Origin of the sequence: Anatilimnocola aggregata (assembly GCF_007747655.1) — a bacterium.
Classification (GTDB): Bacteria; Planctomycetota; Planctomycetia; order Pirellulales; family Pirellulaceae; genus Anatilimnocola; species Anatilimnocola aggregata.
The window spans coordinates 1,600,426-1,626,172 of sequence record NZ_CP036274.1; the positions used below are offsets into that span (position 1 = coordinate 1,600,426).

The 25,747-nt window shown below is 55.8% G+C and carries 23 protein-coding genes, 1 other RNA gene and 1 pseudogene; 11 read left to right on the forward strand and 14 right to left on the reverse strand.

Annotated features, from left to right (window positions below; genetic code table 11):
* Positions 1-206: 206 nt before the first annotated feature.
* The 4 genes from ETAA8_RS06230 to ETAA8_RS06245 form a co-directional block, all read right to left on the reverse strand.
* Positions 207-1,979, reverse strand: a complete 1,773-nt coding sequence (locus tag ETAA8_RS06230) for a leucine-rich repeat domain-containing protein (protein ID WP_202921604.1) — start codon at positions 1,977-1,979, stop codon at positions 207-209.
* Between the two features lie 231 nt (positions 1,980-2,210).
* The gene (locus ETAA8_RS06235) at positions 2,211-2,435 is read right to left on the reverse strand and encodes a hypothetical protein (protein ID WP_145086434.1); all 225 of its coding nucleotides are present in this window, start codon (positions 2,433-2,435) and stop codon (positions 2,211-2,213) included.
* A 38-nt stretch (positions 2,436-2,473) separates the two neighbouring features.
* The gene (locus ETAA8_RS06240; protein WP_145086438.1) at positions 2,474-2,899 is read right to left on the reverse strand and encodes a hypothetical protein; all 426 of its coding nucleotides are present in this window, start codon (positions 2,897-2,899) and stop codon (positions 2,474-2,476) included.
* Positions 2,868-3,458: a hypothetical protein gene (locus tag ETAA8_RS06245; RefSeq protein ID WP_145086441.1), complete on the reverse strand. Its 591-nt coding sequence runs from the start codon at positions 3,456-3,458 to the stop codon at positions 2,868-2,870. Before ETAA8_RS06245 ends, ETAA8_RS06240 begins: the two co-directional genes overlap by 32 nt.
* A gap of 1,095 nt (positions 3,459-4,553) precedes the next feature.
* Between ETAA8_RS06245 and ETAA8_RS35830 the strand changes: the two genes are divergently transcribed.
* Together ETAA8_RS35830 and ETAA8_RS06255 are read left to right on the forward strand one after the other, a co-directional pair.
* Positions 4,554-5,069, forward strand: coding sequence for a helix-turn-helix transcriptional regulator (locus ETAA8_RS35830; protein ID WP_202921605.1), 516 nt, complete (start codon positions 4,554-4,556; stop codon positions 5,067-5,069).
* Between the two features lie 318 nt (positions 5,070-5,387).
* Complete coding sequence (locus tag ETAA8_RS06255; RefSeq protein WP_145086447.1) at positions 5,388-5,846, forward strand: hypothetical protein; 459 nt, start codon at positions 5,388-5,390, stop codon at positions 5,844-5,846.
* A 545-nt stretch (positions 5,847-6,391) separates the two neighbouring features.
* Here ETAA8_RS06255 and ETAA8_RS35205 read toward each other — a convergent pair.
* From ETAA8_RS35205 to ETAA8_RS06270, 4 genes and pseudogenes are all read right to left on the reverse strand, one after another.
* Entirely contained in the window at positions 6,392-7,243 is an 852-nt protein-coding gene (locus tag ETAA8_RS35205) for a tetratricopeptide repeat protein (RefSeq protein ID WP_238397692.1), read from the reverse strand.
* Between the two features lie 9 nt (positions 7,244-7,252).
* Positions 7,253-7,954: pseudogene (locus ETAA8_RS35835) on the reverse strand (protein kinase domain-containing protein); the annotation flags it as partial.
* Positions 7,912-8,439 (reverse strand): hypothetical protein, encoded by a 528-nt coding sequence (locus ETAA8_RS06265; protein ID WP_145086455.1) that lies wholly within the window; start codon positions 8,437-8,439, stop codon positions 7,912-7,914. The gene ETAA8_RS06265 and the pseudogene ETAA8_RS35835, both read right to left, overlap by 43 nt.
* A 33-nt stretch (positions 8,440-8,472) precedes the next feature.
* Positions 8,473-9,063 (reverse strand): RNA polymerase sigma factor, encoded by a 591-nt coding sequence (locus ETAA8_RS06270; RefSeq protein ID WP_145086458.1) that lies wholly within the window; start codon positions 9,061-9,063, stop codon positions 8,473-8,475.
* A 202-nt stretch (positions 9,064-9,265) separates the two neighbouring features.
* Here ETAA8_RS06270 and ETAA8_RS06275 point away from each other — a divergent pair, with 202 nt between their 5' ends.
* Together ETAA8_RS06275 and ETAA8_RS06280 are read left to right on the forward strand one after the other, a co-directional pair.
* Positions 9,266-10,036, forward strand: coding sequence for a hypothetical protein (locus ETAA8_RS06275; protein ID WP_202921606.1), 771 nt, complete (start codon positions 9,266-9,268; stop codon positions 10,034-10,036).
* A gap of 29 nt (positions 10,037-10,065) precedes the next feature.
* A complete protein-coding gene (locus tag ETAA8_RS06280) occupies positions 10,066-10,881 on the forward strand; it encodes a polysaccharide pyruvyl transferase family protein (RefSeq protein WP_145086460.1) in 816 nt (271 codons plus the stop codon).
* Between the two features lie 669 nt (positions 10,882-11,550).
* Here the strand turns inward: ETAA8_RS06280 and istB are convergent.
* Positions 11,551-12,372, reverse strand: a complete 822-nt coding sequence (istB, locus tag ETAA8_RS06285) for an IS21-like element helper ATPase IstB (protein WP_145086466.1) — start codon at positions 12,370-12,372, stop codon at positions 11,551-11,553.
* Entirely contained in the window at positions 12,369-13,883 is a 1,515-nt protein-coding gene (gene istA, locus ETAA8_RS06290; protein ID WP_145086469.1) for an IS21 family transposase, read from the reverse strand. The genes istB and istA overlap by 4 nt, the downstream gene beginning before the upstream one ends.
* 144 nt (positions 13,884-14,027) lie before the next feature.
* Here istA and ETAA8_RS06295 point away from each other — a divergent pair, with 144 nt between their 5' ends.
* The 5 genes from ETAA8_RS06295 (at position 14,028) to ETAA8_RS35840 (ending at position 18,381) form a co-directional block, all read left to right on the forward strand.
* Positions 14,028-14,744, forward strand: a complete 717-nt coding sequence (locus ETAA8_RS06295; RefSeq protein WP_145086472.1) for a hypothetical protein — start codon at positions 14,028-14,030, stop codon at positions 14,742-14,744.
* The gene (locus ETAA8_RS06300) at positions 14,741-15,673 is read left to right on the forward strand and encodes a WD40 repeat domain-containing protein (RefSeq protein WP_145086474.1); all 933 of its coding nucleotides are present in this window, start codon (positions 14,741-14,743) and stop codon (positions 15,671-15,673) included. The genes ETAA8_RS06295 and ETAA8_RS06300 overlap by 4 nt, the downstream gene beginning before the upstream one ends.
* Before the next feature lie 324 nt (positions 15,674-15,997).
* On the forward strand, positions 15,998-17,407 hold the full coding sequence (locus ETAA8_RS06305) for a transposase (RefSeq protein ID WP_145083689.1): 1,410 nt from the start codon (positions 15,998-16,000) through the stop codon (positions 17,405-17,407).
* 401 nt (positions 17,408-17,808) lie between these two features.
* Positions 17,809-18,093, forward strand: a complete 285-nt coding sequence (locus tag ETAA8_RS35550) for an RHS repeat domain-containing protein (RefSeq protein WP_145100231.1) — start codon at positions 17,809-17,811, stop codon at positions 18,091-18,093.
* 33 nt (positions 18,094-18,126) lie between these two features.
* Positions 18,127-18,381, forward strand: a complete 255-nt coding sequence (locus ETAA8_RS35840; RefSeq protein WP_391484805.1) for a DUF6171 family protein — start codon at positions 18,127-18,129, stop codon at positions 18,379-18,381.
* An 82-nt stretch (positions 18,382-18,463) separates the two neighbouring features.
* On the opposite strand, the gene ETAA8_RS06315 is transcribed toward ETAA8_RS35840, so the two are convergent.
* The 3 genes from ETAA8_RS06315 to ETAA8_RS06325 all read right to left on the reverse strand — a co-directional run bounded on the left by ETAA8_RS06315 (position 18,464) and on the right by ETAA8_RS06325 (position 20,008).
* A complete protein-coding gene (locus ETAA8_RS06315; RefSeq protein ID WP_202921607.1) occupies positions 18,464-19,678 on the reverse strand; it encodes a S1C family serine protease in 1,215 nt (404 codons plus the stop codon).
* A gap of 23 nt (positions 19,679-19,701) precedes the next feature.
* Positions 19,702-19,766: hammerhead ribozyme type II (locus ETAA8_RS06320), an RNA gene on the reverse strand.
* The gene (locus tag ETAA8_RS06325; RefSeq protein WP_145086480.1) at positions 19,766-20,008 is read right to left on the reverse strand and encodes a hypothetical protein; all 243 of its coding nucleotides are present in this window, start codon (positions 20,006-20,008) and stop codon (positions 19,766-19,768) included. Before ETAA8_RS06325 ends, ETAA8_RS06320 begins: the two co-directional genes overlap by 1 nt.
* Before the next feature lie 181 nt (positions 20,009-20,189).
* On the opposite strand from ETAA8_RS06325, the gene ETAA8_RS06330 reads away from it, so the two are divergent.
* Both ETAA8_RS06330 and ETAA8_RS06335 read left to right on the forward strand, forming a co-directional pair.
* Entirely contained in the window at positions 20,190-22,331 is a 2,142-nt protein-coding gene (locus ETAA8_RS06330; RefSeq protein WP_145086483.1) for a terminase gpA endonuclease subunit, read from the forward strand.
* A gap of 157 nt (positions 22,332-22,488) precedes the next feature.
* Positions 22,489-23,910, forward strand: a complete 1,422-nt coding sequence (locus tag ETAA8_RS06335) for an IS4 family transposase (protein WP_145086486.1) — start codon at positions 22,489-22,491, stop codon at positions 23,908-23,910.
* A 560-nt stretch (positions 23,911-24,470) separates the two neighbouring features.
* Here ETAA8_RS06335 and ETAA8_RS06345 read toward each other — a convergent pair.
* Positions 24,471-25,742 carry a DUF1552 domain-containing protein gene (locus tag ETAA8_RS06345; protein ID WP_145086489.1) on the reverse strand — a complete coding sequence of 424 codons (1,272 nt, stop codon included), beginning with the start codon at positions 25,740-25,742 and terminating at the stop codon, positions 24,471-24,473.
* Positions 25,743-25,747 lie beyond the last annotated feature (5 nt).

The window sequence follows — 25,747 nt, forward strand, 5'->3', positions numbered from 1 at the left end:
CCTGAGTCTTGCAGCAAGTGGTTGGTGCTCTTATCGAACGGGTAATCGGCAGCTAATCGAACGGCTCAAAAAATTTCTGATGGCGCGCGACATTTGGTCAATTTCGAGCTTCGGTCTTGGCACCAAATTCGGTTGGCGTTTGCGCTGAGAACAACTTCCGATGAATCGTCAGAGTTACAAGTTTTCTTGTGCACGAGCCGGGCTTACTAGAAACGATCCGGGTTCATCGCGTTACGCCAAACTTCGAGATGGGGATGAGTTTGTCGAGCGCGGACTGTTCCCTTGTCGTTCATCCTGGTTGTGTCGGCATACAAGGTTCGCAGTTCAGTAAAGGCGTCGAGGTGGGGAATACCTGCGTTCGTGAAGCCTGTGTTGGTGAGGCCAAGATGAATCAGCTTCGTCAGCGGCTTGAGTTTGGGCAAGCTCGCATCGGTTAGCGAGGCCCCAGCCACGTTTAAGTCCTGCAGCGACGTTATCTTCGCGAGATCATCGAAGCAGCCATCGGTGAGGCGGTTGCGGGCGATGGTAATTGCTTCCAATTTCTGCAGACCTGTTAGCTTAGCAACCCCCGCGTCGCTGATCTGAGTAACGTCGAGGTTCAGTTTCTTAAGGCCAGTAAACTTCGCGACGTAATCCAGGCTGGCATCCGTGATCTTGTTGTTCTGCAGGTCCAGATTGTCAAGAAGGGGCGAACCGGTCACATGCTGAAGCCCTGACCCGGTCAGGTTATTGGTTGCCAAGCCAAGAAATTTTAACTGTGGTAAATCTTTCAGATGTTCAAGCCCCGCGTCGGTCACACCGCATTGTACGATGTTCAGCGACTTTAGATTCTTAAGTCTGCCGATATGCGCGAGGGCCTCGTCCGATAATTCACTTCCGAAGATGACCAGGTTTTCAAGATTCGTGAGAGTTACAAGCTGTTCTGCGTTCTCGGCGGTTAAAACGCATCTGTGCAATTGTAAGTCCTTCATGCTCTCAGCGGATAGATTGCGGAAGCCTTCGCCGACCAGTTCCCCGTGTTGCAGGTAGACGACGCGTAGGTTTTTCCAATTTTTCATCGCTGACAAATCTACTTCGACCGGTCCGTAATTAATCATCCGAAACTCGGTGACGTCCGTTTGCTTCGCAAGTGCTCGCAATACTTTTTCCCCCAGCGTCGCGCTAATCGAAAGCGTCTTGAGTTGTAGATGCGTTGTCGAGTCAAACGCTTCATCGGTCAGGTGTCCACCGTTCACCGCAACGTCGGTCAAGTCTGGCAGGTGCTTGAGAACTTGAAACGCTTCGTCCGTGAGAATCCGTGAATGGACGCGCAGCGTCTTTATCGCTTTAACAGATTCCAGGCGACGCAACCCTTCGTCGCTCACAGCTGTGTCGTGCAACACAAGATGTTGGAGCCACGGCATGCGGCTGATCGTGTTGATTGCCGAGTCGTCGATAAATCGTGAGCTGAGGGTCAGGTGCTCAAGTTTGTTCCAACCTTTAATCTGCGAAATGCCGCCACCAGTCACGCGAGTTCCATACACATTGAGATTCACCAAGTTCGTCAGATCACGCAGTGCGAGCAGGTGCGAATCGTCGAACCAGTACGAGTGGGCGACATCCAGCGATGTGAGTGCGGGAAGCTTGGTTAGGACTGCGACATGCTCGGGTTTGATCGCACCAAAGGTTTGCACGAAGAAGATTTCTTCGAGGGAGGTGAGCCGGCTGATGACTTCCAGCTTCTTGGGCGTGAGCGTTCTTCCCTGCATACGCAGCATCTTGATTGGCCGGCCCGGAGCGTCTTCATCGATGACCCTATCGACCTTCCAGCTTTCTACTTCTTTTAGTGCTTCGGCGTAATCAGCCGTCGGAACGAATGACTTCGTAGTTCCACCAGTGAGCTTCGCGGCGCTTTTTTCGCCGAAATAAATGCCGAGGCTCATCACCTTATTCTGCACCGAGCCTTCGATCCCAGTAATTGGCTTCCCGTTGCCAGACATGGTGAACTCTTGCTGCGATCGCCCACCGGCCCAACGGCTCAACCTTGGGGCCGCTGATTCCTTGCTGTCCTTAACCGGAGGCATATAGACAAGCCGCAATCCGATTACCTGCTCATTCTCGACATGCACGATCACGCTTGAGACAATCTCGCCCGCCGGCGCTTCGAGCCGAACCGTCTGCGCGCCCTTCAGGCCGAAGAGCGGACCAACTTCCCGGTTTTCTTTCGTTCCTCAGATCGGTCTCACCGAATAAATGCCCGCTTCAGGCTTAAGTGATTGGGGGCCGAAGATGCCGACTTCCAATCCGACTAAAGGCGCGCCGTCGATCGATTCCTCGAGAAATTTCGTTCCCAACGGTTTACCGGCGGTTTGAAGTGCCGCCGAATCGGCATTCGCCGGTTGTGCGGCTTCTTGCGCGCTTGCAACCCTTAGCCCAACCATCACGGCACCGAGCATGCAACTGATGACAATCCTATTCACGTTCCGCCTCACGGTTAGGGAGTCTTTAGAAAGTGATCGCGATAGTCGGCTGGTCCGCCACCTAGTCGCCGCAAGCCGATGCCGGCCAGCGTACGGCTGTTGTGGCGAATTGTCGGCTGGCAAAGACAGTTGATATAGGCGTCCTTCGCCTTGGCGACATTGCCTGTCGCCTCATAGTAGCGCCCCAGTAGATAGTCGAAGTCCGTGCGGTTGAAGCTACTCATCTTCCCGGCATTCTCACGGGCGGCATCAAGATCGATTTCGCCTTTACCACCAGCTTTCAAATCCTTTTGAATGTCTTGGGCCAGTTTGATAAATGGAGCAGCATCGCCGTCGAGACTTCGAAACTTCTTCGAATCACTGTTCACTCGTTGGATGAAGCGGTCACGAGTTTCAGGCTGCTTGAGATCAACAGCGACAAGGGCAGCGTGTAAACCCAAGGCCGGATCGTGCAACCGAAGGCGCTGCTGCACTGGTAGGCTTGTCTGCCGAGATCTTGCTCGGCGGCCAATCCTCCTTTAAAACCTTCGGAAATATGGAACGGCTGTACTTTTCAAGCCCGGCAAGTAAGAGTTCATAACGTAAATTGTCCGGTGGCAACTGCACCGGATGCTGCCACACCGAATCTTGCGACGGGGCTTTGCCGCGGAGCAACTCCAATAAGTTTGGATTGCCAGGACTACAGGCTAGTTCCCAATTCACTTCCGCCGAGGTTGCTTCGCCGATCGTCACATCACGAACATGCAACTGCAACTCTTCTCGCGCCGCCATCAACAGCGATTGTCGCAACATCTCGCGGACCAGCAGCCCGTGGTAAGTCTTTGGCCCCGATTGGATGCATATTCCTGAGCCGCTGCCCAAGACAATTCGAGGCGCTCGTTCACGCACCGCTGGCTCTTGAGCCGACAAGGTGGTATTGAGGATCGCAGCTGAAATCCATACCGCCAGCAATCCCAGCCGATGTCGATTAGGAAGCATCCGCTTGGTGGTCATCAGCATTGATCTCACCTGAACGCCGGAAATGTCCGGATTGTAAGTAGCCTCGCCTTAACTCCCCAATTCATGCCTCTCGCCATGGGAAATGGTACGGCACCGGATTGCCGCCCACCAGCAGATTTCGGTTTCGTACATGAACTACCGGCGTCAAGACGATCGGTCGCAGCTTCGTCTCTTCTGCGACAGCAAAAGCCCCTCTATCGCAGGGCCGATCGAAACATAGACTGTTTGGCCAGATCCTTCGAGAATTTGAAAAAAGTGAGAAGTAGATTAAATCTATATTGGAGGCTGTTGGCTCTGATCCTTTCACGACGCCGCGCGAGGCTTTCACCGGTCACTAGACAATTGACGACCGCTTACTTCGACTCGTTCGGGATAGCATGGTCCCCAACGGCGGTCACGAAAAAGTAAATCTTTAAGCCTGCTGGATTCCACGCAGTGTCACAGAGGCAATTGGGCCCGCAAGACACGCTTACCACGAAAATCGCGTCGAAAACGCCGGAGCTAATTGAGTGTCTGGGCCAAAGCATTCACTGCCGCTCGGGCGGCATCAATTCCGCCAAGCTGATCGATCAGCTTCTTGGCATGAATGAGTTGCTGGATATCGTTTGAGGCTGGCGTTGCAGCAGGACGTCCAGGCTTGCGGCCAAGCTTGCCAATTATTCCGCCTTTTCTCTTCGCGTTAGAGAGAACCGTGCTGACAAATTAGGCTGAAATTGAGACACCTGACTTGCTCAAAACCTCAGCAATCTCTTTAGGTGATGCTGCCGGGTTTGCCCCCTTGTAGTTGCGGATTTCCTGAGACTTGTTGGTTCCGCTCTTACTCTTCCTTGCCATTTCTTACGCTCCGGTGGACGGAATTGCAGTGTTATATTTTTCTTCGAATAGGCAAAGCTATTCCCGCTCACCATTCTCGTCAACCTAATGGTGCATCGGATGTTACGGAATTTGTCAGTGACAACAGATGTCACCATCCAGCCAGAGTAAATGCACCAGCCAACAAAATAATGGTAAGGACGGGCCGGTTTCACGCACGCTTTGCGATTCACCAGTCGGGTCATTACGTTGATTTTGATGTCGATGGTCGCGAAACAATCCATGCGAACGTCCTTGCAAACTGCCGAAGGTTCAGTTCAGCCCGGCAGTCGAGTGAAACGGCTTCTGCAATTGCTGTGGATTTTGCAAGGCAATCAAGGGTGGCACTGTTCGCGACTCGCGGAACACTTTCAAGTTTCACGGCGAACCATCTTTCGAGATATTCAGATTCTCAGGGACTCGGGCATCCCAATTCACTCCTCTGGCTCCTCCATCGGATACCAGCTCTCGAACAACTCGTTATTTCGCTGCCCAGAACTAGAGGCGATTGAGCTGTTTGCGCTCAAGGTGATGCACACTTCCCCGGAACTGGCGAAAGTTCAGGTACTCCACCGTGCGGCCGAGGTTGCTGTCGCGAAACTGATGAATGCCGTTTCTGGCCGAGTTCGCAGTCGTGTGGAGCTGATGAACGAACGGCTTAAAGACATCGTGGAGAGCGGAGCGGGGATTTCGAGCGATTTGCGGAAACTCGACTCGTTCTTAGAAAGTTGCCTCGGAGTAGCAACCAATCAACGTTAATACTGGGCCGCCTTGCCTGATGTTGCAAGTGCGGCCTTGTTTAATTATTTAACAGGCTAGAACGACAGCAGTTCCTCATTGGACCAGAGTCCGCCTGCGTCTTGCACGATTGAACTCACGGTGCCAAGGCTCGCCATCTCAACGGTGAACGTAAAAGACCCGTCCTCCGCAACGAGAGTTCGGTGCCCCTCCAACGCTCCACCGAAGAGTACTTCAAGACCGTTTGGACTCACATTGTCAGCAACATATCCCGTGAAGGTATACAGATTGTCTTCCTGGCTATATCCAAAATCATAGATCACGGGGGCTGTATTAGTAGTGCTACCTGAGCCGCTCCCCGAACCGCTGCCACTTCCCGACGATCCACCCGAACCACTTGAACTTCCTGATCCACCTCCCGACGATCCACCCGAACCACTTGAACTTCCTGATCCACTGCCCGGCGATCCACCGGAGCCGCTTGAACTTCCTGATCCACTTCCTGACGAGCCACCGGAGCCGCTTGAACTTCCTGATCCACTTCCTGACGAGCCACCGGAGCCGCTTGAACTTCCTGATCCACTTCCTGACGATCCACCCGAGCCACTTCCCGACGATCCACCTGAACCACTTGAACTTCCTGATCCACTGCCTGACGAACCGCCTGATCCGCTGGATTGGCCGCCGCTGCCCGACGCTCCTTCACTTCCGTCGCCACTCCCTGAACCATACGCCGCGCAAAAGCTCCAGCCTGAGCCACTTTCACAAGCTGACGAAGTTCCTTCCCAGCTCATTTGATCGGCGGAACCCAGCACGCTATCCGGGACAAAGCCGGTGCCTGAGCCAGCCGCGTGAACCCACCCAAAGCCGCTGCCATCACCGTTACCATTCTGGTCGGCTGGTCCCGAAGGATCTGTGTAGTGGAGTGGTGGTGTGCTTGTTAACTCAACGCTCACATTCCCAGCATCGAATTCAATCGGACCGACCACTTCCACAAACGAGACGCTCGCCAACACACGCCTGGCCTCGACAGGCACGAAGTGAGATCTGCGAAATGGGTCACGCGGTCGACTTGACCAACCTCGAAGATAGCGCGCAAGGGCAGACAGAAATTGATTCATGGGTCACTCCTGGCGGCGCTCGCGCGAAAGTATGAAAACCCAGTACGCGAAAGAAGCGTTAGGCTGTTTGGTGCGGAGCATGAGCCGCCGCGCCAGGAATCGCAAACTGACCGAGAAAGCGGGTCAGCAATTGAGAGAGATCGTAATTCGCTGGAACGGGACTACGTAATTCGCTGGAACGGGACTAATTGACATTCGGGAGCGCTGAATTCGGCGAGTAGTTCAACGAAGCTCGGCTACCAACGGGCCCAAGTCATAAGATGCGGGTAATGGACGTACCATCGGGACGGCAACAACGCGTTCGTCTGGAACCGGTCCGGCCGGAGCAAGTGCATCCAGGTCGAATGACCTAAAAACCAATGCAGCGATCAAGTCCTTTTTCGAGTTACCGAGCCGCATCGCAGACTGCAAAAGTTCAGCCGTGCGTTCGCGTAGCGAGGGATCTTGAGATAAGCCAGCGGCGTAGTTCCGGGCGGCATCGAACGCCACATAGCCGTCGTCAGGCAACAGTGACAACGACGATTCCACGTCATCGTAGGTATCGTTGGGTGGAGGCGTTTTTTGCTTCCTGGCTACACCCACCTTGGCGAGAGCCCGATAGCGATATGCGTCGCCAAAACTTGGATTGGCATCAATGGCTTTACTGAATTCAGTCACCGCTCGCGCCGGGGCGTCCAGTCTAAGGCTGCAACGTCCAAGGTGATAATAGAGTTCACCGGTTGGATCTTCGTCAGGATTCGCTTGCTCGTAGTAATATCGAGCACCTTCAAAGTGCTTCGAGTGTTCGTTACAGAATCCGAGCCAAGCGGCGATTCTCGTATCACGGTTGCTGCTGCGTAACGCTGCTAACCGCTTGGCGGCAGTGATGAAGTCTTCTTCTCGGGTGTCTTGAATCGCGGCGACTAACATCGCCTGAGAAGGATTGAGCGGCGGATTGAACCACCTCCAGCCGCCAAATCCGCTGGCAACAACAACTACAACCAGCAAGAACAAAGCTCCGAAACGAAACAAAAATCGAGATCGATTGGCCTGGGCGACGGTTTGTCGACAGAATCGAGCAAGTTCGTCGGCCAATTCACTAGTCGTGCTGAACCGAAAGTTCGGATCATTCTGTAGGCATCGCTCGACAATGGCCTGCAGACGAGGCGGCACTTGTTGTCCCGCCACGTCAACTTGCGTTTCCGTGCGAAGGGTTAACTTTCGCCGATACGAAGCCTTCTCGTCGTCGTCACGAAGTTCAAATGGCGGAGTGCCATATATCAACTCGAACAGAACTGTTCCCAGTGAAAATATGTCGCTGCGGAAGTCCTCGGCCGAATCTGCATGTTGCCTGTCTGCCAGACCCTCGATGCCAAGGAGGGCAAGTCTCTCTGGGGCCATGTACGGGGGCGTTCCGCCTAAGGGGAGACCTGTCGATTGCCCATCCACCGAAAGATTGAAGTCAAGTAACAGAGGATGGCCATCAAACCCGAGCAGAATGTTGGAGGGCTTAATGTCGCCGTGCAATACTCCCAGTTCGTGAGCCGCCGATAGTCCGCGGGCGCCTTCTTCGATCGTTCGCACTACTACCAACAAATAAGGGAGAGATGGCTTCGTTGGTGTCCGGTGTTGGCCCTTCTCCGTGTTGCTTTCCGCGGAGGCCTCCAGCAGCGCTGCTGATACCTGATCTGGCTTCGTGCCAGCCAAGCGATCTAGAACATTCCCGAGCGTGACGCGTCCGAGATACGGCATGCAAATGCCAGTCAGTGCGCGCTCGGCGTCCGAACGAATCGAGTGGATCGGCATGACGTTGCGATGCGCCGATTACCCAGTACGAATGCTTCGCTGGCCCCAAATCGTGAGCATTTGACGACTACCGGCCGATGGCCAAGCGACGGCTCTTCGGCCAGATAAACTCGCGAAAATGCACCTCGCCCGACTTCATCGATCAGCTTCCAATCAAGCCATTGCTCGCCCAGGTTTGGCCAATCGGTCTCGTGCGAGATGTCGCAACCCAGCGACATGCTTCGCATCATCCGGTGAATCGTTAGCACGCGTGTGAGCGAATGGCTCATCCCTTGAAAACGAGCGCCGAACTTCTCCGGCTCGACGGTCTCACCATGCTCCTCGCGCAAGCAGAACTCTTCATACGCGAGGTCAATGGCCAGGGATCGGTGCTGCAACAATTCGGGATGCTCGGCAAAGACATGGAGCGCATCCGGTTTTTCGCCAGCCCGCCATTTGTCAACAATCGTATCGACTTGGGATCGATAGAAACTGGCGGTGCTCATGCTGTGGCCATACCTCAATGTCCTACGTGAGTCTTACGTTGCCTGCTGCAAAAGTCGCTGAACAACCTTTCGGGCGGTCCGTTCGTGGATGTTCAACTCAGCAGCAATCGACGTAAACGTAACTCCCTGAAGACGCAATTCAACGATCTGTTTCACGTGTTCTGGTTCGCCGGCCAATAGTTGCTCCCAGCGTTCCTTCGCCATGGCAACCGAACTTGGCGTGGGAGAAGTAGCGGCTAGCTGCCCCAGCGTCTGCTGCATGTCGCTGCGATCAGCCTCCCGATTGAGGTTGTATTTAGCGGACTGTAGTCGGCGGCGAACCTCGGAAATCACCTTGAACTTGGCAACGGTCGCCAGGTAGGCCACCAGTTGTTCGGGCGTTTCTACATCCTTGATTCGATGCGGGGTGCGGAAAAACGAAGCCCACACGATTTGCACAAAATCCAGCGAGTCGAATTTGGAACGCAGCCGACGGTTGAGTGTGCGGCGCACAATGCGATGCACATCGTGGCTGTATCGCTGCACGACATCCCAAGCTGCTTGCTGAGAACCAGCCTGTACTTGCTCCATCAGTCTCTGAAACTCAGCCGCTGATCCCGAACTTGATTCAGGTTCACTTATCATTTCCAACACACCTGCACTCGCACATATGTTCGCTGCCAATTCCTGTCATCGGAACAGAGTTTTCTTTATTTCTGCGACTAACTAAACCGCTTGCGAAGCCGGATTGCGATTTATCACTAGTGCCCAACGTATTCGACGTGACAGCAAATGTCACTCGATTCTAACTGGCCGGCCACAATTTAGGGAGCTAATGGGTAAGCCGATGAATAATGCCAATCACTCTTGCGTGATCCTGGTCCCGGTTGGATCGCATATCGAGCCCGCTTGTGAGGCGTCGCTGCACGAACTCGAACGGCGTGGCTATCCGGTCTGGCGTGTTCGCGGCTATTCAGCCATCGATCAGGGGCGAAATCAACTGGCAACCGATGCACTGGCCAAAGGCTTCGCCGAAACGATGTGGATCGACGCTGACATATCGTTTGAACCCGATGCTGTTGACCGCCTTCGACAGCATTGCCTTACAATCACCTGTGGCGTTTATCCCAAGAAGGCCAAACGAGAGCTGACGATTCACGTCCTGCCAGGAACGAACAAACTCACCTTCGGTCGAGGCGGAGGTCTGACGGAAATCCGTTATGCAGCTACCGGCTTTTTGCATGTGAGGCGGGCCGCCTATGAGGCGATCCAGAGCAAATTGGGGTTGCCAAGTTGCAACACGCGTTGGAAGCGGCCAATGATCCCGTTCTTTCAACCGCTGATTCAGGAGGAGCCCTGGGGTAGCTGGTACCTCGCGGAGGACTTCGCCTTCTGCGAGCGGGCTCGTCGCTGTGGATTCAAGATCATGGCAGACACCTCATTCCGCTTGGGCCACATCGGCTCGCATTGCTTTAGCTGGGAAGAAGCGGGCTGCGAAACCAAGCGGTTCGGGACGTTTGCATATCACCTGGGAACGGACAACACCGAGCCCGTCGAGCATCACGATCCCGCACGGGAGCAGTTCCAGGGATCTGACAGGCAATTGGTCCGGGCTTAAGAAACGACTATTCAGGCGGAGAAGACTCGATGATCAAGATGTACTGGTGGCAAGGCGGCGGTGGGACCGGAAACTTTGGAGACAAGTTAGCACCAGCGCTCGTGCAGGCTCTCACTGGGAAACAAGTTACTTATTCACCAATTGACAAAGCTGACATCGTCGCGATTGGCAGCGTGCTGGAGCCGTGGTTTTGGCCACAAGATTCATGGCTGACTTACGCCGGGTATATATGGGGTGCCGGCCGCATGTTTGGCAACATTGCGATGCCGTTCCCCAGAGCAAACATCGTGGGAGTGCGAGGTGAACTGACACTAAATACGCTCGGAGATGTTGGAACCCAGGACACAGTGGTCGGTGACCCAGGCCTGCTATGTGGCCATTTGCACCGATCCGAAGCAAAGGTGAAGTACAAGCTAGGGATTTGGCCGCATTGGAGCGAAGCTAAGCACCCCAAACTAAGTGCGTTATTGAACTCCTCTCCAGAAATCCTCCTGATCAACCCCTGTGGCGACATTCGCGCCACCATCGACCAGGCAGCGTCCTGTGAAGCAATCGCCGCGACATCTCTGCATGGTCTCGTCATCGCAGATGCACTAGCCGTCCCGAACTGCTGGTTACGACTCGGCACTGGCAAAGAGGACAATGTGGGCATGCCCTTGTTCAAGTACTTCGATTACTTTTCCGCCTTTCAAGCCCCACCGCCAGCTCCTCACATACTGTCGACTGACGCGACTCTTGATGAGTTGCTGCCGAAAGTCAACAGCAGAAGGCACGCCGACGTTGCACGACTTCAAGACGATTTACTCTCGGCATTTCCCTTGCAACGCTCACAGCAGTTCGTATGAGAGTGCCAAGCCCAGTGACAGATTATGTCAGTGCAAGAATTTTCTAGCAGATTTGTGTCACTTAAATTTGGTTTTGCATTTCATATTTACCCTCCTGCGGAAGTTGACAAACACATAATGTCAAGTATAAGCGCCAGGTCGATTTCGCGGCCGTCAGTACAGTAACGTAACAACGCTGTGGCCGCGAATCCGAGCAAGGCGCAAACAATAGCCGAGTGCTTCTGTCTGCGCCATCAACATATTGCGTGCTAATGATGCGCGTTCTGGCCGGTTTTGGTGGCAAGGAAGTCCTTCATGAGACTGCTCGTTGCTCTGCGGGGTTGTTCGCCTCACCCTCTCGGTCCTTGGCTGCGTTAGTTGTTCTGACCCACTAACCTTCGCCTGTACAGCCTGCTCTTGGATCCTGCAACTGAATCATTCCCTGCATTTATAGGACTTACTCCGATGCGATTTGTTCGTCATGGCAGCGACAAGATTAAATCTCTGCCGAAGAAGCTGCGCCGTTCAGCGATTGCTTGTAAACGACGGTCGAATAGTGCAGCGCGCGGCGGTTGAAAAGTGTGGCGCTGAGGTGGGGAAGGGTCTCAGTCTAAATCAGGGTGTTGGGGCATTCCAGTAAGAATCCTTCCTCCTCCGGAGGAGGAAGGATTGCGACGGTTGTAACGACGGCTAGGATTCTGCCGTTTCATCGGCGGGTGACAAGGATGAGGTCGCCGGTTTCGGGCGCGATCCTTTGCGGCGGCGCCGCGCGTCTTGCAAGCGATAACTTTCGCCGGTCGATTCGAGGATGTGGCAGCGGTGTGTCAGCCGATCGAGCACGGCGCCGGTCAGGCGCTCGCTGCCCAGGACTTCGGTCCATTGCTCGAACGGCAGATTGGTGGTCACGATCAACGATTGGCGTTCGTAAGCGCTACTGATGACCTCGAAGAGCAACTCCGCGCCCAGCTTACTGGCGGGGACGTAACCCAGCTCATCGAGGATCAGCAGATCGAACTTGGCTAGTGACGACTTCATCCGCAGCAGCGTCCGTTCTTCTCGGGCTTCCATAAGTTGCGTGATCAGTTCCGTCACGCGGCAGAAGCGGACCCGTTTGCCCCGCTGACAGGCGGCAATGCCAAGCGCGATGGCCAGGTGCGTCTTCCCCGTGCCCGGATGCCCGAGAAAGATCACCGACTCGCGGCGTTCCACGAACTCGCACCGCAGTAGTTCTGCCACCAGCACGCGATTGAGCGAGGGCTGGGCGGCGAAGTCGAAATCACCAGGCGATTTCAGGTTGGGAAAGCGCGCTGACTTGAGCCGCCGCTCGCTGGCACGCTTCTCACGGTTGAGTAACTCCAGCTCACACAGTTGCAGCAGAAAGCCCAGATGATCGACGTTCTCCGTCGCACACCGCTGGGCCGTTTTCTCGCAGCCCTCCAGGAACGACGGCAACCGTAGGGCCTTCAAGTGATGCTTGAGCAGCACCGTGCTTTTGGTTTCGAGAGATTTCATAACACACCTCCCGTCGTCAGCGCGCAGGTCAGTTCACGGTAAGACAGGAGATTGGGAGGAGGGATCGAGTGCGACTGCAGATGCGGATGATTGTCCAGCCGAAACCACCGCGTCGGCTCTTCCAGTCCCTGCTGCACGAGCAGCCGAATCGCATCGACGGCCAGAACGTCGATCTCCAGTGCCCGCTCAATCGCCGCAGTTAATGCAGCCAGCGAGATAGTCTCCAGCAGCCGCAAGGTTTTGATGAACTCCCGGCGGCCGTGTGCGCCGCCATCTGCTTCCAGACGCCGCCGGAGGAGATCGAAACAGTCCGGCAAGCCCCAGTTTTCCAGGGGTTTCGCGAAGTCCAAGCCCCCTGGCTTCCGCTCCAAGAGTGCCAGGTAATGCAGCGGGTTGTAATGGACCTGCTCCTTCGACCAGTCGCGTGGATGCTGGGCAACCAACTTGTCGTTAACGACCAGCCGAACTTCCTCCAGGCCGCCAATTGCGGTCACTTTCTGATGAGCATACTGCGTCGGCACCGAGTAATCGTTGCCGTCGAAGCGAACCAAGGAAAGAGAGTTGGCCTGGGCCGGTTCGACTCGCCGCGCTTCAAAGCCCGACTTCGGCAGCGGCAACAACGCAGCCTGCTCCTCTGCCAACAACGTGGCTTTGTTCGCCGGTTGTCCGCGTAACTGGCGTTCCAGATCTTCACAGCACTGCCGCTCGAGTTCGGCATTCAGCACTTCCAGGCTGCCGGTCCGTGGTACCGGCACCAGGAAGTTCCGCCGCGCGAAACCGATGAGGTTCTCCGTATGCCCCTTCTCCATCGGCCGTCGCACCAGGCAGAAGTGATGCTCAAACAGATAATGACTCTGCAGCCGTAGGAACTCACGCGTCGGCGTGTCACCCCGTTTCCCCACGAACCGGGCCACAGCAATCCGGCTGTTGTCGTAGCTGATCCGGCGGGGCACGCCGCCGAAGAACTCAAAGGCCCGCTGATGGCCCGCTTGAAACGTCTCGGTGCATTCGCGAGGAAAGACCTGCACGAAGAACGCGTCGCTGTACGGCAACGACATGACGCAGTACGCGACTTTCGTCGGCATGCCTTGCAGCACCACCTCCGCTTCGCCGAAGTCGAACTGGGCTTCGCCCGGTTGATGCGACAAGGGTAAGAACACCTCCGCCGTGGTCGTTCGCCACTCCCGCACGACCTCGCCGACCACCGTGATCCCGCCGGTGTAGCCATGCTCGGCACGCAGGCGGTCGAAGATCCGTTTAGTGGTGTGGCGCTGCTTGCGGGGCGCCGTTTTGTCCTGCTCCAGGATCTCGTGGATGATCGGCAGGAACGGATCGAGTTTGGGCCGCTCCCGGGGCAGACGTTGTCGATAACCGGGCGGCTCAGGGTGCTGCAGGATCTTTTCGAGGGTCTGCCAGTGAAGGGAAAATTCCCTGCAAACCGCTCGTTTGGATTTCTTCTCGGTCAGGACAAGACGACGGATTTCGGTCCAGTTATGCATATCTCGCAGCATGGGCTACGCTCGCGGATCGTAAGGCTTGAGACGCTGGGAAGCCTCAAATCTGCCTTACGGATTCTCACGAGCAGGGCTAGCGCTGCACTTTTCGACCGACCATCGGCTCCGCCGCGCGCTGCACTATTCGACCGTCGTTTACAAATGGCCGACGAAGAGGGGCTCGATCTCGCTGACATCGGAAAATATGGATCGAATAAAATCGATGATATCGAAAAGGACGCGAAGTCGATTGAGAAGTTTCTGAAGTTGTTACAAAACCACGAAGTTGACACTTCAAAGCACAAGGGTCTCATTGACAGAATGGGTAAACGCTTCGCAGCTTCTAAATATGGACAGGCTGCAATTAAAAAAGCGGGAGGTGCTCTAAAGTCACTCCTTGGCACTGCCGGAAAGGTTGCCAAGCCAGAGAATCTGAAAGCACTCGGCTGGCTTGCAATATTTGTCACTGCCGGAACTGTAACTCACGCAACGGCGACCGAGGGTCCTGTGGCTGGGCTTGCCGCAGCATCGGGAGTCGATCAAGCCCTCCTAAGAGGATTGGCCAATGGAGAATTGCGCATAAACCCCGCTTACTGCAAATCATCACTTATGGGGCCAGTAACACTTCAAAATGGCGACGTAATTCAACAAGGTTATTTGTCGAAGATTCGTAACAAAGACGGATTTATTATTGGCTACTCAACAATTCTAGGCGTGTACGCGACGAGTGAAGAAGGAGTTTACGATGTGACAATTGCGACAGGCGATACTCTGGGGCAAAGAACATTCTCCGGCGTTGGCAAGGGCCGCCAGTTTGTGAAGGAACTCACTCCGGAGTATCTTTCTGGCCAAAAACTTCCTGGATTTGGAAAACCATGAGCGAAAAGATTTTTGAACTAGATCCAGTCTCACGGGTTACCTACAGCGAACTCCTGAAAAATTTCGCGCTGTCAGACAACGGCCGAGACTTCGCAATGGTGGATGAATGCAGCCGAGTGATGATTAATGGCAATACGGCTACGAAGCTGAGGACTGAGGTCGACTTATCGGGAAGCGATATTTGCGTAACTGGAATGCAATACTCTGCCGATCCGCAGCGCGTACTGTTCTCCGCGAACGACAAGACGTTTGTAGCGGATTTTCGCAGGCGAACCATCCGTGAGGTAACGACTGGGGCTGGTGCGGCCGGCACAAGCATTGTTCGGCTAAGCAGTGACACCTATGCCACAATCTCCTCATCTCGCGACGAAATGACGGGAGGAATTGAAATTGCGGTTTGGTCACTCGGCACCCTCAAAGTCTCAGATGCAATCACGTCGGCGCTGCCACGCTATGTTCGCTGTGCGGCGTTTTTTGCAGAACAGAGTGTCGTACTGATGGGATGCACTAAAGGAGCGGTCCTTGCGTGGTGCCTGCGTACGAATAGGATCGAACAGATCGCCGAAGTTGAGGGATCGATCAATACGATTGTCGCCTGCCCTGATTCAGGGAGAGCAATATTAGGACAAATTCATGGATTAGTTTCGCAAGTCCTGGTCGCGGAACGAGAAGTGAAAGACATCGCCAGTTTACGAGGAGTCATTCAAGGCATGTCTCGCTATGATCAAGATCGCTTTCTAGTAGTTACAACCACTGACGCAATTGGCATCGACATGAGTCGCGGTGTGTTTTCATTTTGGAACGCATTTGACTCCCCACGAGTAGAGAGTGTGCAATTCTCTAACGACCTGAAGTACGTCGCGGTGGAGCGGCACCGCGATTTAGAGTCATATCGTGTCTCAGATATGTTTGACTCATTTGTGTTTTAGGGATCATTGCCACAACTTATTAGATCAGCGGTTCGCCCAATCCGGTGTTAGCCGGGTAGTAGTTGGTCTATCGCCCAAAGTCAGGTTCATGTTACGTTGCTCCTGAATCGCTCATTTTGGAATTCAGGGAGGCAGGGATGCCAAGATTAGAGCATAAGTATCATGTGGTGCTGACGACCGAGGCCCACGCGGCTGGGTGGCACTCAACGCCGTGAACCCTTTTTGGCGAGAGTGAAAAAGTCTTGATGCGATTGAGGTTAGTGGCGATGCTTTCGTTTCTCACCGCGAAAGGATCGTTCACCGCTCACCCGAAAGGATTCGGGAATGTCGCATCAAGACCCTAGTCGAAGTCAGCAAGGTCGAAGTCAGGTTGTCGTTGCCGAGTTCCAAGCGGATCAGCTCAAGCAGTCACTGGAGCGATTGCTCGGCGAGGGGGACTGGGGTGCGATTCGGTTTCGTGACGACTGCACGTGGGGCCCACGGCAATTGGCGGCCACGGCGTTGCTCTGGGCTTGGTCGGATGAACTCACGCTGGGGGACCGCTTCTTTGCTGCCCGCAGATTAGCTCAATTTCTGTTTGCGCCGCAACAGGAGTTTGCCAGTTCGGTGCAAGCCTTCATGAAGTTGCTGCTGCGTTGGACGGTGCTGCTGGTCGGCGTATTGCAGGTGACGTTTCGACGGCAGATGCAGCGTGCATTACCCACCCTTTGGCGAGTTCATGGCCTGGTCCTCTTCGGCATTGATGGCAGCCGAGTCGACGTGCCGCGAAGCAAGTCACACGAGGCGGCACATGCTCCGGTTCGCGATGGTAAGGGACGAAAACTCAAACGCAATCGTCGCCAGAAACCGCGCACCGCGATTCACTCGCGCAAGGCAAGCGTCCCGCAAATGTGGTTGACCCTGCTGTTTCACGTCGGCACAGGACTGCCTTGGTCGTGGCGAATCGGTCCGACCGGCAGTAGCGAGCGCGAGCATTGGTTGGCGATGCTCGACGAACTTCCGAGCAATGCCCTGATCACCGCCGATGCTGGCTTCGTGGGTTACGATTGTCTGCGCGCCGTTGTTAACAGTGGTCGCCATTTCCTGGTGCGAGTCGGTTCGAATGTGCGTCTGCTGTACAAGCTGGGCTTCTCCCGCGAAGTCGTTGGCACGGTGTATCTCTGGCCCGATCGTGCTGCCCGTCGCAGTCAGCCGCCGCTCGTGTTACGCCTCGTCGTGGCCACTGGTGGAAAGTATCCGGTCTACTTGCTCACCAGCGTCGGAGAAGAAGAATTATCGCGCGGGCAAGTCCTCGACGTTTACCGTCGTCGCTGGGGCGTGGAACTCTTCTTTCGCCACTTGAAGCAAACGTATCAGCGCCGCAAACTTCGCAGCACCAATGCCGCGCATGCGCGTTTGGAGTTGGAGTGGTCGCTGCTGGGACTATGGAGCATGGCGCTCGATGCTCAGGTCCAAGCGACGCGCGTACAACTAGATCCTACTCAACTCAGCCTAGCGGGCGTCTGGCGCACGTATCGGCGGCTGATGCGCGACTATCGACATCCGCTGGCTCGGCAACAATCGCTCCCCCACCAACTCCCTCAAGCAGTGCGCGACACCTACGAGCGAGCCAACAAATCCAGCCGCAACTATCCTCGCAAAAAACGTCCCGACCCGCCCGCTGGCTCTCCCGAGTTCCTACTCGCCACCAAGTCCCAAATCCATCGCGCCCGCTACCTCACGACCGCTGCCTAAAAAGGGTTCACGGCGTTGGGTGGCACTGTCGGTGAAGTCCTTTTTGGGTGGCACTGGCCCAGCCAGTGGTGATGGGGGTATGAGCAAGGCAATCCATGTTAGAGGTAAAAAGGACTTTATGCCAAGAGACAGCAGCACTCGCCAGCCGTGAATTTATGTTGATGTGGGTGACGGAAGCATCGCGAACGACGCAAGTCGATGAATAGTCAATACGAGGGGCGTTGAAAAAGGGTGCGACTTATTCAACAGCTTCGTGGGTTTTCTTCGGGAATGGCGCGTGGTCGTGTTGAAAAAGTCCGCTACTTTTTCAACAACCAGGACCAAACGAGCGGTGCCTCGCGAGAAGTTGCGTCACGAAGGAGCAACGCGTCACCAGCTTCTCGTACGACGCAGTCGGCAACTTGCTTGCCGTCACCGATCCACTGGGCCGCGTGACGAGTTACACGTTCGATAACTTGCATCGTCAAACCGGCGTCCAACTACCTGATCCAGACGGCCCCGGCGTGCTGGCAGCTCCCGTCTATGCCTACAAGTATGACGCAGCCCATCAGCTGACTCGGGTGACCGATCCTCTCTCGCGAGTGACGAACTATGCTTACGATGCTCTCGGCCGGCTGATTACCACGACGCTCCCCGATCCCGATCGGCCCGCAGGCTTCGCCCGTGTATTCCTCCGGCTACAATAACGCACTGGACCTAGCACACCTCCGAGGTGAAGTATGATCCATTCCATCGTTACATCTGCAACCCGCTTTATTGTCGGTGGAGGTCGATTGGCCTCCAGTGCATCCCGACAAACGCGACTCGCAACCTGCCACGGTTGCGAGATATTCTCGGCAGGTCGCTGCCAAAGCTGCGGATGCTTTGTCGCCATCAAGAGTTGGCTCGCCCACGAGACCTGCCCCCTCGGCAAATGGGATTTGCAGCAATTAACGCCTCCCGCCACTGAGGGAACTGAAGAGTCACCTGTCTAGACCAGTTCTTTTCCAAGTGGCTACACGTCACCAGGCGTGTTTTCACGCCGGACTTGCACCGCAACTCCGCGCGTCTCCACACCTATCCGCCGGGGCTGTAGCGAGGTGCAGTCCAGAACCATCGGACCCCATTCAGTAGAAACACCCAAAAGATGGCTCCGCGGAAGCTGATGTACGGATAACTGCTCGTGAAAGGCCATAGTATGGTCGCGAGCGAATCCGGCTTCTTTATCACGAACGGTTCGCTGCTCACACGGGCGGGTTGACGACCAGTCACCGCTGACGGTCTGGGAGTTTTGTTTGGGCTGTAAGCCATTTTTTGATTTCCGGCCACAGCGGCGATTCCGTACACTTGTTCAATCAACGCCGCCGCCCCTGAGGGACTGGATTCGGACCATCTGAGCGGTGCGTTTGTCACGTCATCCGATGAGATCGCCATCGATAGGCTCGCGCCGTCTGCACCGAGCGTGTTGATCCCGATCCAATACGCCCGACCTTTCCGGGCCAGGAAGAGTGGACCACCACTGTTTCCACCCGCAATTGAGGCGTCGTGCTGAATCCACTTCACCTTGGTGGGGTCGTTTTGAAGTGTCCGAAACGAACTAACTCGACCAAAGGTCAAGCTATTCGCAAGCTCCAAGTCCAGGGGAGTTCCGACGGCGATAACGTCGTCGCCGTGCTGGACGTCGAGAACTTCCATCGCATTCTTAACCGCGGGCACGACAACAAAGTCGATCCCCTCAGTGAGGCCTTCGGCATTCACCTCCACGCAGGCGACGTCTCGATCGGTCGATACAGCAATCCTGTCCGCAGTTTTCCGTTTGCCGGACGGAAACTGTATCTCCACGGCAAACTTTGAGATGTTCGCTGTGCGATCTCGTTGCTGCGCCGCTTCTTCAGCCACCGTCATCAGGCAAAGGACGTGCGAGTTCGTGTAAATCTGAATTTTGCCGCCGTCGTACTTCGAGACCAGGCCGGAGCCCATCATCGTTAGTTCTTGGGTCTCTCCGAGAAGTCGCGCTGCAGCGTCGAGCGCGGACATCTTCTTGTCGGTTGCGGGCTTGGTATTCTTGGCCGATTTCGCTCGTTTGCCTTTTGTTACCTCGGGCTCTTTGCACTTCGTGCAGAACCGCTCGGCACCTTCTTCGGTCCATTCGTGATTGCCACCCTTTGGGCAGGTACCGGTGGGCTTTGTTTCGGGTGCTGCGGGCTTGGTCGTGGGGGCCTTCGCTTTCTTGGCGGCTTTAGCCTTGGCTGGTTTCGAGGCAGGTTTTTTCGTGCTGGTCTTCTTGGACATGATCACTCTCCTGGTTCGCAATGGACTGGCTGCCATCGTCAGGCCCGGCGAACCACCGCCGAGCGACGCCCGCGAAGGCGTTTCGGCTTAGAAACCAAGTTCGTCCATCTGCTGGTTGAAGGTCTTCACCCCGATCATGTCGAGCAGCGTGTTGCGGAACCAAAGCACCTGCTGCACCGCTTGCTCCCCTTCCGGTGTAGTAGCCCGGATCGATCCCGCGGGCTGCAGCGCCATCACCAGCGCCGCCACTCCCTCCGGCGAAAGGTTGTCGCGAATCACCTTCTCGAAGGCCTCTTGGTCCACCGCGCCGCTGGTTCGTTCGCCGCTCATCGTTCGTTCTCCGGTTCGTGGGTAATCCGTCTGCCGACTGACACACATCAGCCATGCGTCGGCAAACAGCTCAAGCTATTCGGGCCGAATTTCAGCCGGAATTCAGCAGGTTTTCACGTGCCAAGATTTAGGTCGACCGAAATCGTTCCGATCGCAGGCACCAACAACGGATGAACCAGCTGTGGAGAAGATTCCCGAACTACGCAGCAAGGCCAAGAAGCTGCGGCAACTGTTGCAGCAGGTAGAATCGGTCCCGGGCGTGGGCAATGTCGCGGAACGGGATCGTGATATTCGCCGCAAGCGCGAGCGGAGCGCTTCTAGCAAAACCGTTGTCGTCCCCGCCTGTGCAGATCCCGAGCGACGCCAGCTTCTGGAGGCTGACGATGAAGCCTGGTTGCGCTGGTACTTCGCAATCGAGAGCGGTTCCGAGAATCTCTTCTGGTATGACTTCACCGATCAGCAGAAAGAAATGATCGCAGCGATTCGGAACGCCATTCTGCACGGCGGTGATCAGTCGATCGCTGCCAGCCGTGGCGAAGGAAAGACCACGTACTTCGAACGGATGCTGCTCAAGTACACGCTGCAGGGACTCATTCGCTTCGCCGTGCTCTTCGCGGCCACCGGTAGCGCCGCCCAGGATTCGCTGGAATCGATCAAGCTGGAGATCGAAAACAACGATCGGCTATGCGCTGACTACCCCGAAGTCTGTGTTCCGGTTCGTGCCCCGGAAAACACTCCCCAGCGAACTCACTTCCAGCTCGCGACCGGCCAGCGTCATGACAATGGCGAGCAGTACTTACCCACTTCCAGCCGCTTCTCCTGGTGTGGCCAGGAAATCTACCTGCCGAAGGTGCCCGGTTCACCCTCGGCCGGGGCAATCATTGCTACGCGGGGTCTCGATGCCGCCATCCGCGGTGTGAAGAAAAAGGGGCGCCGCGTCGATGTCGCCTGCATCGACGATCCGGACACCGAAGAAACAGCTCGTAGCCCAGAGCAGGCGGCCAAGCTCGAAGACCGCATCGATCGAGCTATCGCCGGCCTTGGTTCGCAGCAGCGGCGACTCGCGCGGGTCATGTTGACCACCATTCAGAACCCGACCTGCGTCTCATTCAAATATACGGATCCCGATCAAAAGCCCAGTTGGAAGCCGAAACGATTTCGCTTCCTCGTGAAACGGCCCGAGCGGGCCGATCTGTGGCAGGAGTTCGTCGCGCTCAAGCAGGCCGACTGGGTGAACGGCACCGACAAGGCCCATGAACTTTATCTGGCAAACCGTGAACTGATGGATGCCGGCGCCATTGTGGCGAATCCCAACCGTCACACACCCGCGGAAGCTTCAGCGCTCGAGTTCTACTATTCGGAAGTCGCGCGCCTGGGACCGGAAGCCGTGGCCACTGAATACGACAACGACCCGCCGGTCGATGAATCGAAGCAACAGATCGTCCTCACCGCTTACCACATCCAAAACAACTGCCTGAGCGGCCTCGAAAAGCGCGAGGCACCGGATGAAAGCATTTGCATCACCGTCGGCGGTGACGTTCAGAAGCTGGGGCTTCACTGGGTCGCGATCGCCTGGAATGAACAGGGTGCCGGTTCGATCATCGACTACGACTTCTTTCCGTTCCTCACTGAGGGCCGGAAAGCTGCGGACTGCGAACTGCTGATCTTGGAAGGTCTGTTCGCCTGGTATTCAGCGCAGGAAGAGATTCCCTACAGTACTCCAGGTGGCGAGAAGCTGATCGCTGACCTCACGCTGATCGATCAAGGCTGGAAAGAGGAATCGTGGAACATTCAGCCGGTTCAGCATTTTTGTGCGCAAGTTGGGTTCCAATCTTTCATCCCTTCCAAGGGTGAGCCGAACTACCGGCGGCCGCTCGATTCACAGCACATACTGATCGGTGACAACTGGCACATCGTATTCTGTGGAGGTCTCCCGCTCGTGATGACGAATGCCGATCACTGGAAGCTGAAGGTGCATGAAGGATTGTTGCTGGAAGCGGGGCAACCCGGTGCGCTAACCTTGTTCAACCCGCCGCGGATCGACGGCCGCCGCAACGTTACCGGCCATCTGAATTATTCGAAGCATCTGTTGTCCGAGACTTGGGAGACGCGGCACAAGCCTGGCTTCGGCGGAGCTCGGACCGGTTGGTGGAAGTCGCCGAAGCCGAATCACTACTTCGACGCGACGTATCAGGCTATTTGTGCTCGCTCGATGCGGCGGATTTCTGTTCTTTCGCCTGCTGCGACTCCACAGGCGCCTGTCGAACTCCACCTTCCTGTGACTCACTACGATTCGCCCGATGAACGACGGAATCGTTGGTAAATGGTTGCTTCGAGTCGCAGGCACATCGCGACTTCGGCGTGTCGGTCGAATGGCACTTAGTTTTTCCCTAAGTCTTTTCGCTGAAAAGCTATAAGCCAAAGTCCTGCTGCCGTCGTAGAAGAGTTTATTATCTCTTCCTCTTGGCAAGGTGGCCATCATGGTTTCGTTCCGGCACGGAAGGTTTCGCCAGCAAGCAAAGTTCCTTTGTCACCAATTTGTCCAAGATCCGGATTTGCCAATCGGCAAGTTGCTTTCCGATGAGAGCGTAACGCAAGCGTTGACAGCGATTCAGGGAGTTTGGCTGGATCGCGTATATCCGCCGTTGGTAACACTCTGGGTCTTTCTGACACAAGTGCTAAGTGCTGACCACTCCTGCCGAGCGGCCGTAGCTCGTTTGATTGCGCATCGCGTTTGTCGAGGAGAGCGACCGTGTTCGGCAGAAACCGGCGCCTATTGCCAGGCGAGAAAGCGGCTACCGGAAAAGTTCTTCTCGACACTCGCGCGTGGAGCAGGTGCAGCCTTGGATGCCAGTGTCGATCCTTCGTGGCACTGGAAGGGGCGTCGTGTCTACCTCTTTGACGGTTCCACCGTTTCGATGCCGGACACTCCAGAGAATCAAAAGGCTTATCCACAGAACACTACGCAGCAGCCTGGCATTGGTTTTCCCATCGCTCGCATTGCGGCCTTCTTCTCGTTGGCAACGGGCGCCGTAATCGAGCTTGGCATCTGCCGCTACGCCGGCAAAGGGCAAGGTGAAGTCACCTTATTGCGACAACTATGGGACGTGCTTTGCCCTGGAGATGTTCTCTTAACGGATCGGTTGATGGCCAACTGGACGAACATCTTCTTGATGCAGCAGCGCGGGCTCGAACTTGTCGCTCGCTTGAACAAAGCAAACCGTAAAGCTGATTTCCGGCGAGGCAAGCGATTGGGTCGATACGACCACATCGTGAGCTGGAGGAAGCCGTCTTCCATCCGCTCGCTGGATCGAGAAACCTACCAATCGCTGCCGGAGTTTATCACGATCCGCGAGTGTCTGATTCGTGTTGCGCAACCTGGGTTTCGCACGAAGTCGATTGTCATCGTGACGACATTACTTGATCCGATGCAAACAACATCGGACGACTTAGGGAAGCTGTATCGTACTCGCTGGAACGTCGAGCTCGACCTGCGTTCGCTAAAAGACACGCTGCACATGGACGTCCTGCGCTGCAAGACGCCAGAACTGGTCCGCAAGGAGATCTGGACGCATATTCTGGCGTACAACCTCATTCGAACGATCATGGCGCAAGCGGCGATTCAGCACCGAATTGAGCCTCGCACCATCAGTTTTAAGGGCACAGTGCAAACGCTCAGTGCCTTTCAATCTCTCTTGCTGCTACCTGATCAACAAAGCACCGCGGCGCGTAAGCGTATCGTCGAGCAACTACTCGATGCCATTGTGTCACAACGCGTGGGCGACCGCCCCGATCGCTTCGAGCCTCGCCTGAGGAAACGGAGGAACAAAAAGTACGACTTGCTGATGAAGCCAAGACATGAAGTGAAACTTGCTATGGCAAAACAGGTTAGAGAGAACTAAGTGCCATTCGCGTGTCGGTCCGAAGCAGGTTACCAGCCGTCGCCCACAAGCTTATTTGTTCGCCTGAACCCTGGTTAAGTCCGCCTCGCCGTGGTTTCACGTCTCAGCAGTCACATATCGGTGCCGACCACTGCCCGTGAAGCATCTGGACCCCGGACAAATCGCTCAACTGGAGAACCTCAACCGTGGACTTTCGATGGCGATGGGGTTTAACAGGGGCGGCGTGCCCTGTGTGGATGGAGCATCTCACTCGGGACGATTGATGTCGCAAAGAAGTATGTGGTGTCAAGCTCTCTGGGCCGGGTGGAATGTAACGCTGAACTCATGTGAGGGGACCTCAGCAAAGCTGTTCAATAGCAAACTACATCGCTACGCGTCTCCATAAACTATTCGCAATCCCGTGGATCTTGAGTGCCCGCCATTAGCGCTTTGAGCATGGCCCGAGCAAGTGGGCCAAAGTCAAGCTCACCAAACGGCCCGCGCTCACGCGTTTGATTAGACGGCGCAACGCCTTATAGAAAAAGCATTGTCTTGTTTAGCATCGAATTATTAAATCGTCCTCACGCCATCTTCAGTCCCTTCAACGTGCCTTTGGACGAAGCGAATTTGTCTGTTTCAATGCCGAGGCGTTGCAGCATCGAGACGAACAGATTCGGCAGCGGCTCGTTGTTTGTCTTGTCGAAGGCGAGGTGCTGGCCATGCTTGAATCCGCCACCGGCGAGCAGGATCGGCAGGTTTTTGGTGTCGTGGTTGTTCCCGTTGCCGAGGTTGCTGCCGTAAAGCACTTGCGTCCGCTCGAGCAGCGTTGAGCCGCCTTCCTGGCTGGAATGCAGCTTCGTGAGCAACGCGTTGAGCTGCTGGAACTCGGCGAGTTCGAGATTCTTCAATTCACGCAACTTGTCTTCGCGTCCCACGTGATGCGAAAGGTTGTGACTTTCGCTGCCGACGCCGGGGATGTGTTCGCTGAAGCCATCGAGCTTGATGAACAACGTGGCCAGCCGTGTGCTGTCGGTAGCGAAGGCGAGATGTGCGAGGTCGTACATTGCACCCAATTTTTCTAAGAGGTACTCGCCATCCTTCAGCGGCGGCGCATCGACTTTCGGTTTCGGCTTGCGCTCCCATTCTTCGGCGATCAGGAGGCGGCGTTCGACCTCTCGCACCGAAGTAAAATATTGATCGAGCCGCTCGCGATCCGAGCTGCCGACCTGCTTCTGCAACGCAGCGGCACGATCAGCGACGGCGTCCAAAATGCTGCGTCCCGTGCGGAGTTGCTCGACTTGCTTCTGCACGGCTGCGGCATCGCCCGCGACAAACAGGGCTTTGAACACTTGAGCCGGACTGCGTTCTGCCGGTAACATCACGCCGCTGGAAGTGAAGGAGAGTGACTGATTGCCGGCCTTCGACACGACGAGCGGCAAAGCGGAGACGCGGGTCAGATGCCCGATGCGCTCAGCGGCGAATTGATCGAGCGAGATACTGTTCCGAAACGACGCGGTCCCCGGATGTGGTGCGGCAGTGAGAAACGTCACCTCGGCGGAGTGGCCGCCGGTGACTTCTCCGTGCGAACTGCCGGAAACCACGGTGAACTGATCGCGATGATCTTTGATCGCCTCGAGATACGGCGTGAGCGCGTAGCCTCGTCCAATCTCGGCAGGGAAGAAGTGACGTTCCAGAACGCCGAGGTTCGTGCAGATGCAAAGCATGCGGCGCGGAGCCTCAGCGGTCTGACCGAAGGCCGGACGCATGGCATCCAGCAACGGCAGCGCGAGCGCGGCACCGGAGGCGCGGAGAAAGGTGCGGCGGTTTATGGCGGTAAGTGCGATGTGAGTCATGGGCG

Excerpts from the sequence above, each read along its gene's own strand:
- ETAA8_RS06280 (WP_145086460.1), top strand. The coding sequence starts at position 10,066 with ATGATCAAGATGTACTGGTGGCAAGGCGGCGGTGGGACCGGAAACTTT.
- ETAA8_RS35830 (WP_202921605.1), top strand. The coding sequence starts at position 4,554 with ATGCGAACGTCCTTGCAAACTGCCGAAGGTTCAGTTCAGCCCGGCAGT.
- ETAA8_RS06305 (WP_145083689.1), top strand. The coding sequence starts at position 15,998 with ATGTCGCATCAAGACCCTAGTCGAAGTCAGCAAGGTCGAAGTCAGGTT.
- ETAA8_RS06230 (WP_202921604.1), bottom strand. The coding sequence starts at position 1,979 with ATGTCTGGCAACGGGAAGCCAATTACTGGGATCGAAGGCTCGGTGCAG.
- ETAA8_RS06300 (WP_145086474.1), top strand. The coding sequence starts at position 14,741 with ATGAGCGAAAAGATTTTTGAACTAGATCCAGTCTCACGGGTTACCTAC.
- ETAA8_RS06275 (WP_202921606.1), top strand. The coding sequence starts at position 9,266 with ATGAATAATGCCAATCACTCTTGCGTGATCCTGGTCCCGGTTGGATCG.
- ETAA8_RS06345 (WP_145086489.1), bottom strand. The coding sequence starts at position 25,742 with ATGACTCACATCGCACTTACCGCCATAAACCGCCGCACCTTTCTCCGC.
- ETAA8_RS06295 (WP_145086472.1), top strand. The coding sequence starts at position 14,028 with ATGGCCGACGAAGAGGGGCTCGATCTCGCTGACATCGGAAAATATGGA.
- ETAA8_RS35840 (WP_391484805.1), top strand. The coding sequence starts at position 18,127 with ATGATCCATTCCATCGTTACATCTGCAACCCGCTTTATTGTCGGTGGA.
- istA (WP_145086469.1), bottom strand. The coding sequence starts at position 13,883 with ATGCTGCGAGATATGCATAACTGGACCGAAATCCGTCGTCTTGTCCTG.
- ETAA8_RS06235 (WP_145086434.1), bottom strand. The coding sequence starts at position 2,435 with ATGCTCGGTGCCGTGATGGTTGGGCTAAGGGTTGCAAGCGCGCAAGAA.
- istB (WP_145086466.1), bottom strand. The coding sequence starts at position 12,372 with ATGAAATCTCTCGAAACCAAAAGCACGGTGCTGCTCAAGCATCACTTG.
- ETAA8_RS06270 (WP_145086458.1), bottom strand. The coding sequence starts at position 9,063 with ATGATAAGTGAACCTGAATCAAGTTCGGGATCAGCGGCTGAGTTTCAG.
- ETAA8_RS06245 (WP_145086441.1), bottom strand. The coding sequence starts at position 3,458 with ATGCTGATGACCACCAAGCGGATGCTTCCTAATCGACATCGGCTGGGA.
- ETAA8_RS06335 (WP_145086486.1), top strand. The coding sequence starts at position 22,489 with ATGGTTTCGTTCCGGCACGGAAGGTTTCGCCAGCAAGCAAAGTTCCTT.
- ETAA8_RS06265 (WP_145086455.1), bottom strand. The coding sequence starts at position 8,439 with ATGAGCACCGCCAGTTTCTATCGATCCCAAGTCGATACGATTGTTGAC.
- ETAA8_RS06325 (WP_145086480.1), bottom strand. The coding sequence starts at position 20,008 with ATGAGCGGCGAACGAACCAGCGGCGCGGTGGACCAAGAGGCCTTCGAG.
- ETAA8_RS06315 (WP_202921607.1), bottom strand. The coding sequence starts at position 19,678 with ATGTCCAAGAAGACCAGCACGAAAAAACCTGCCTCGAAACCAGCCAAG.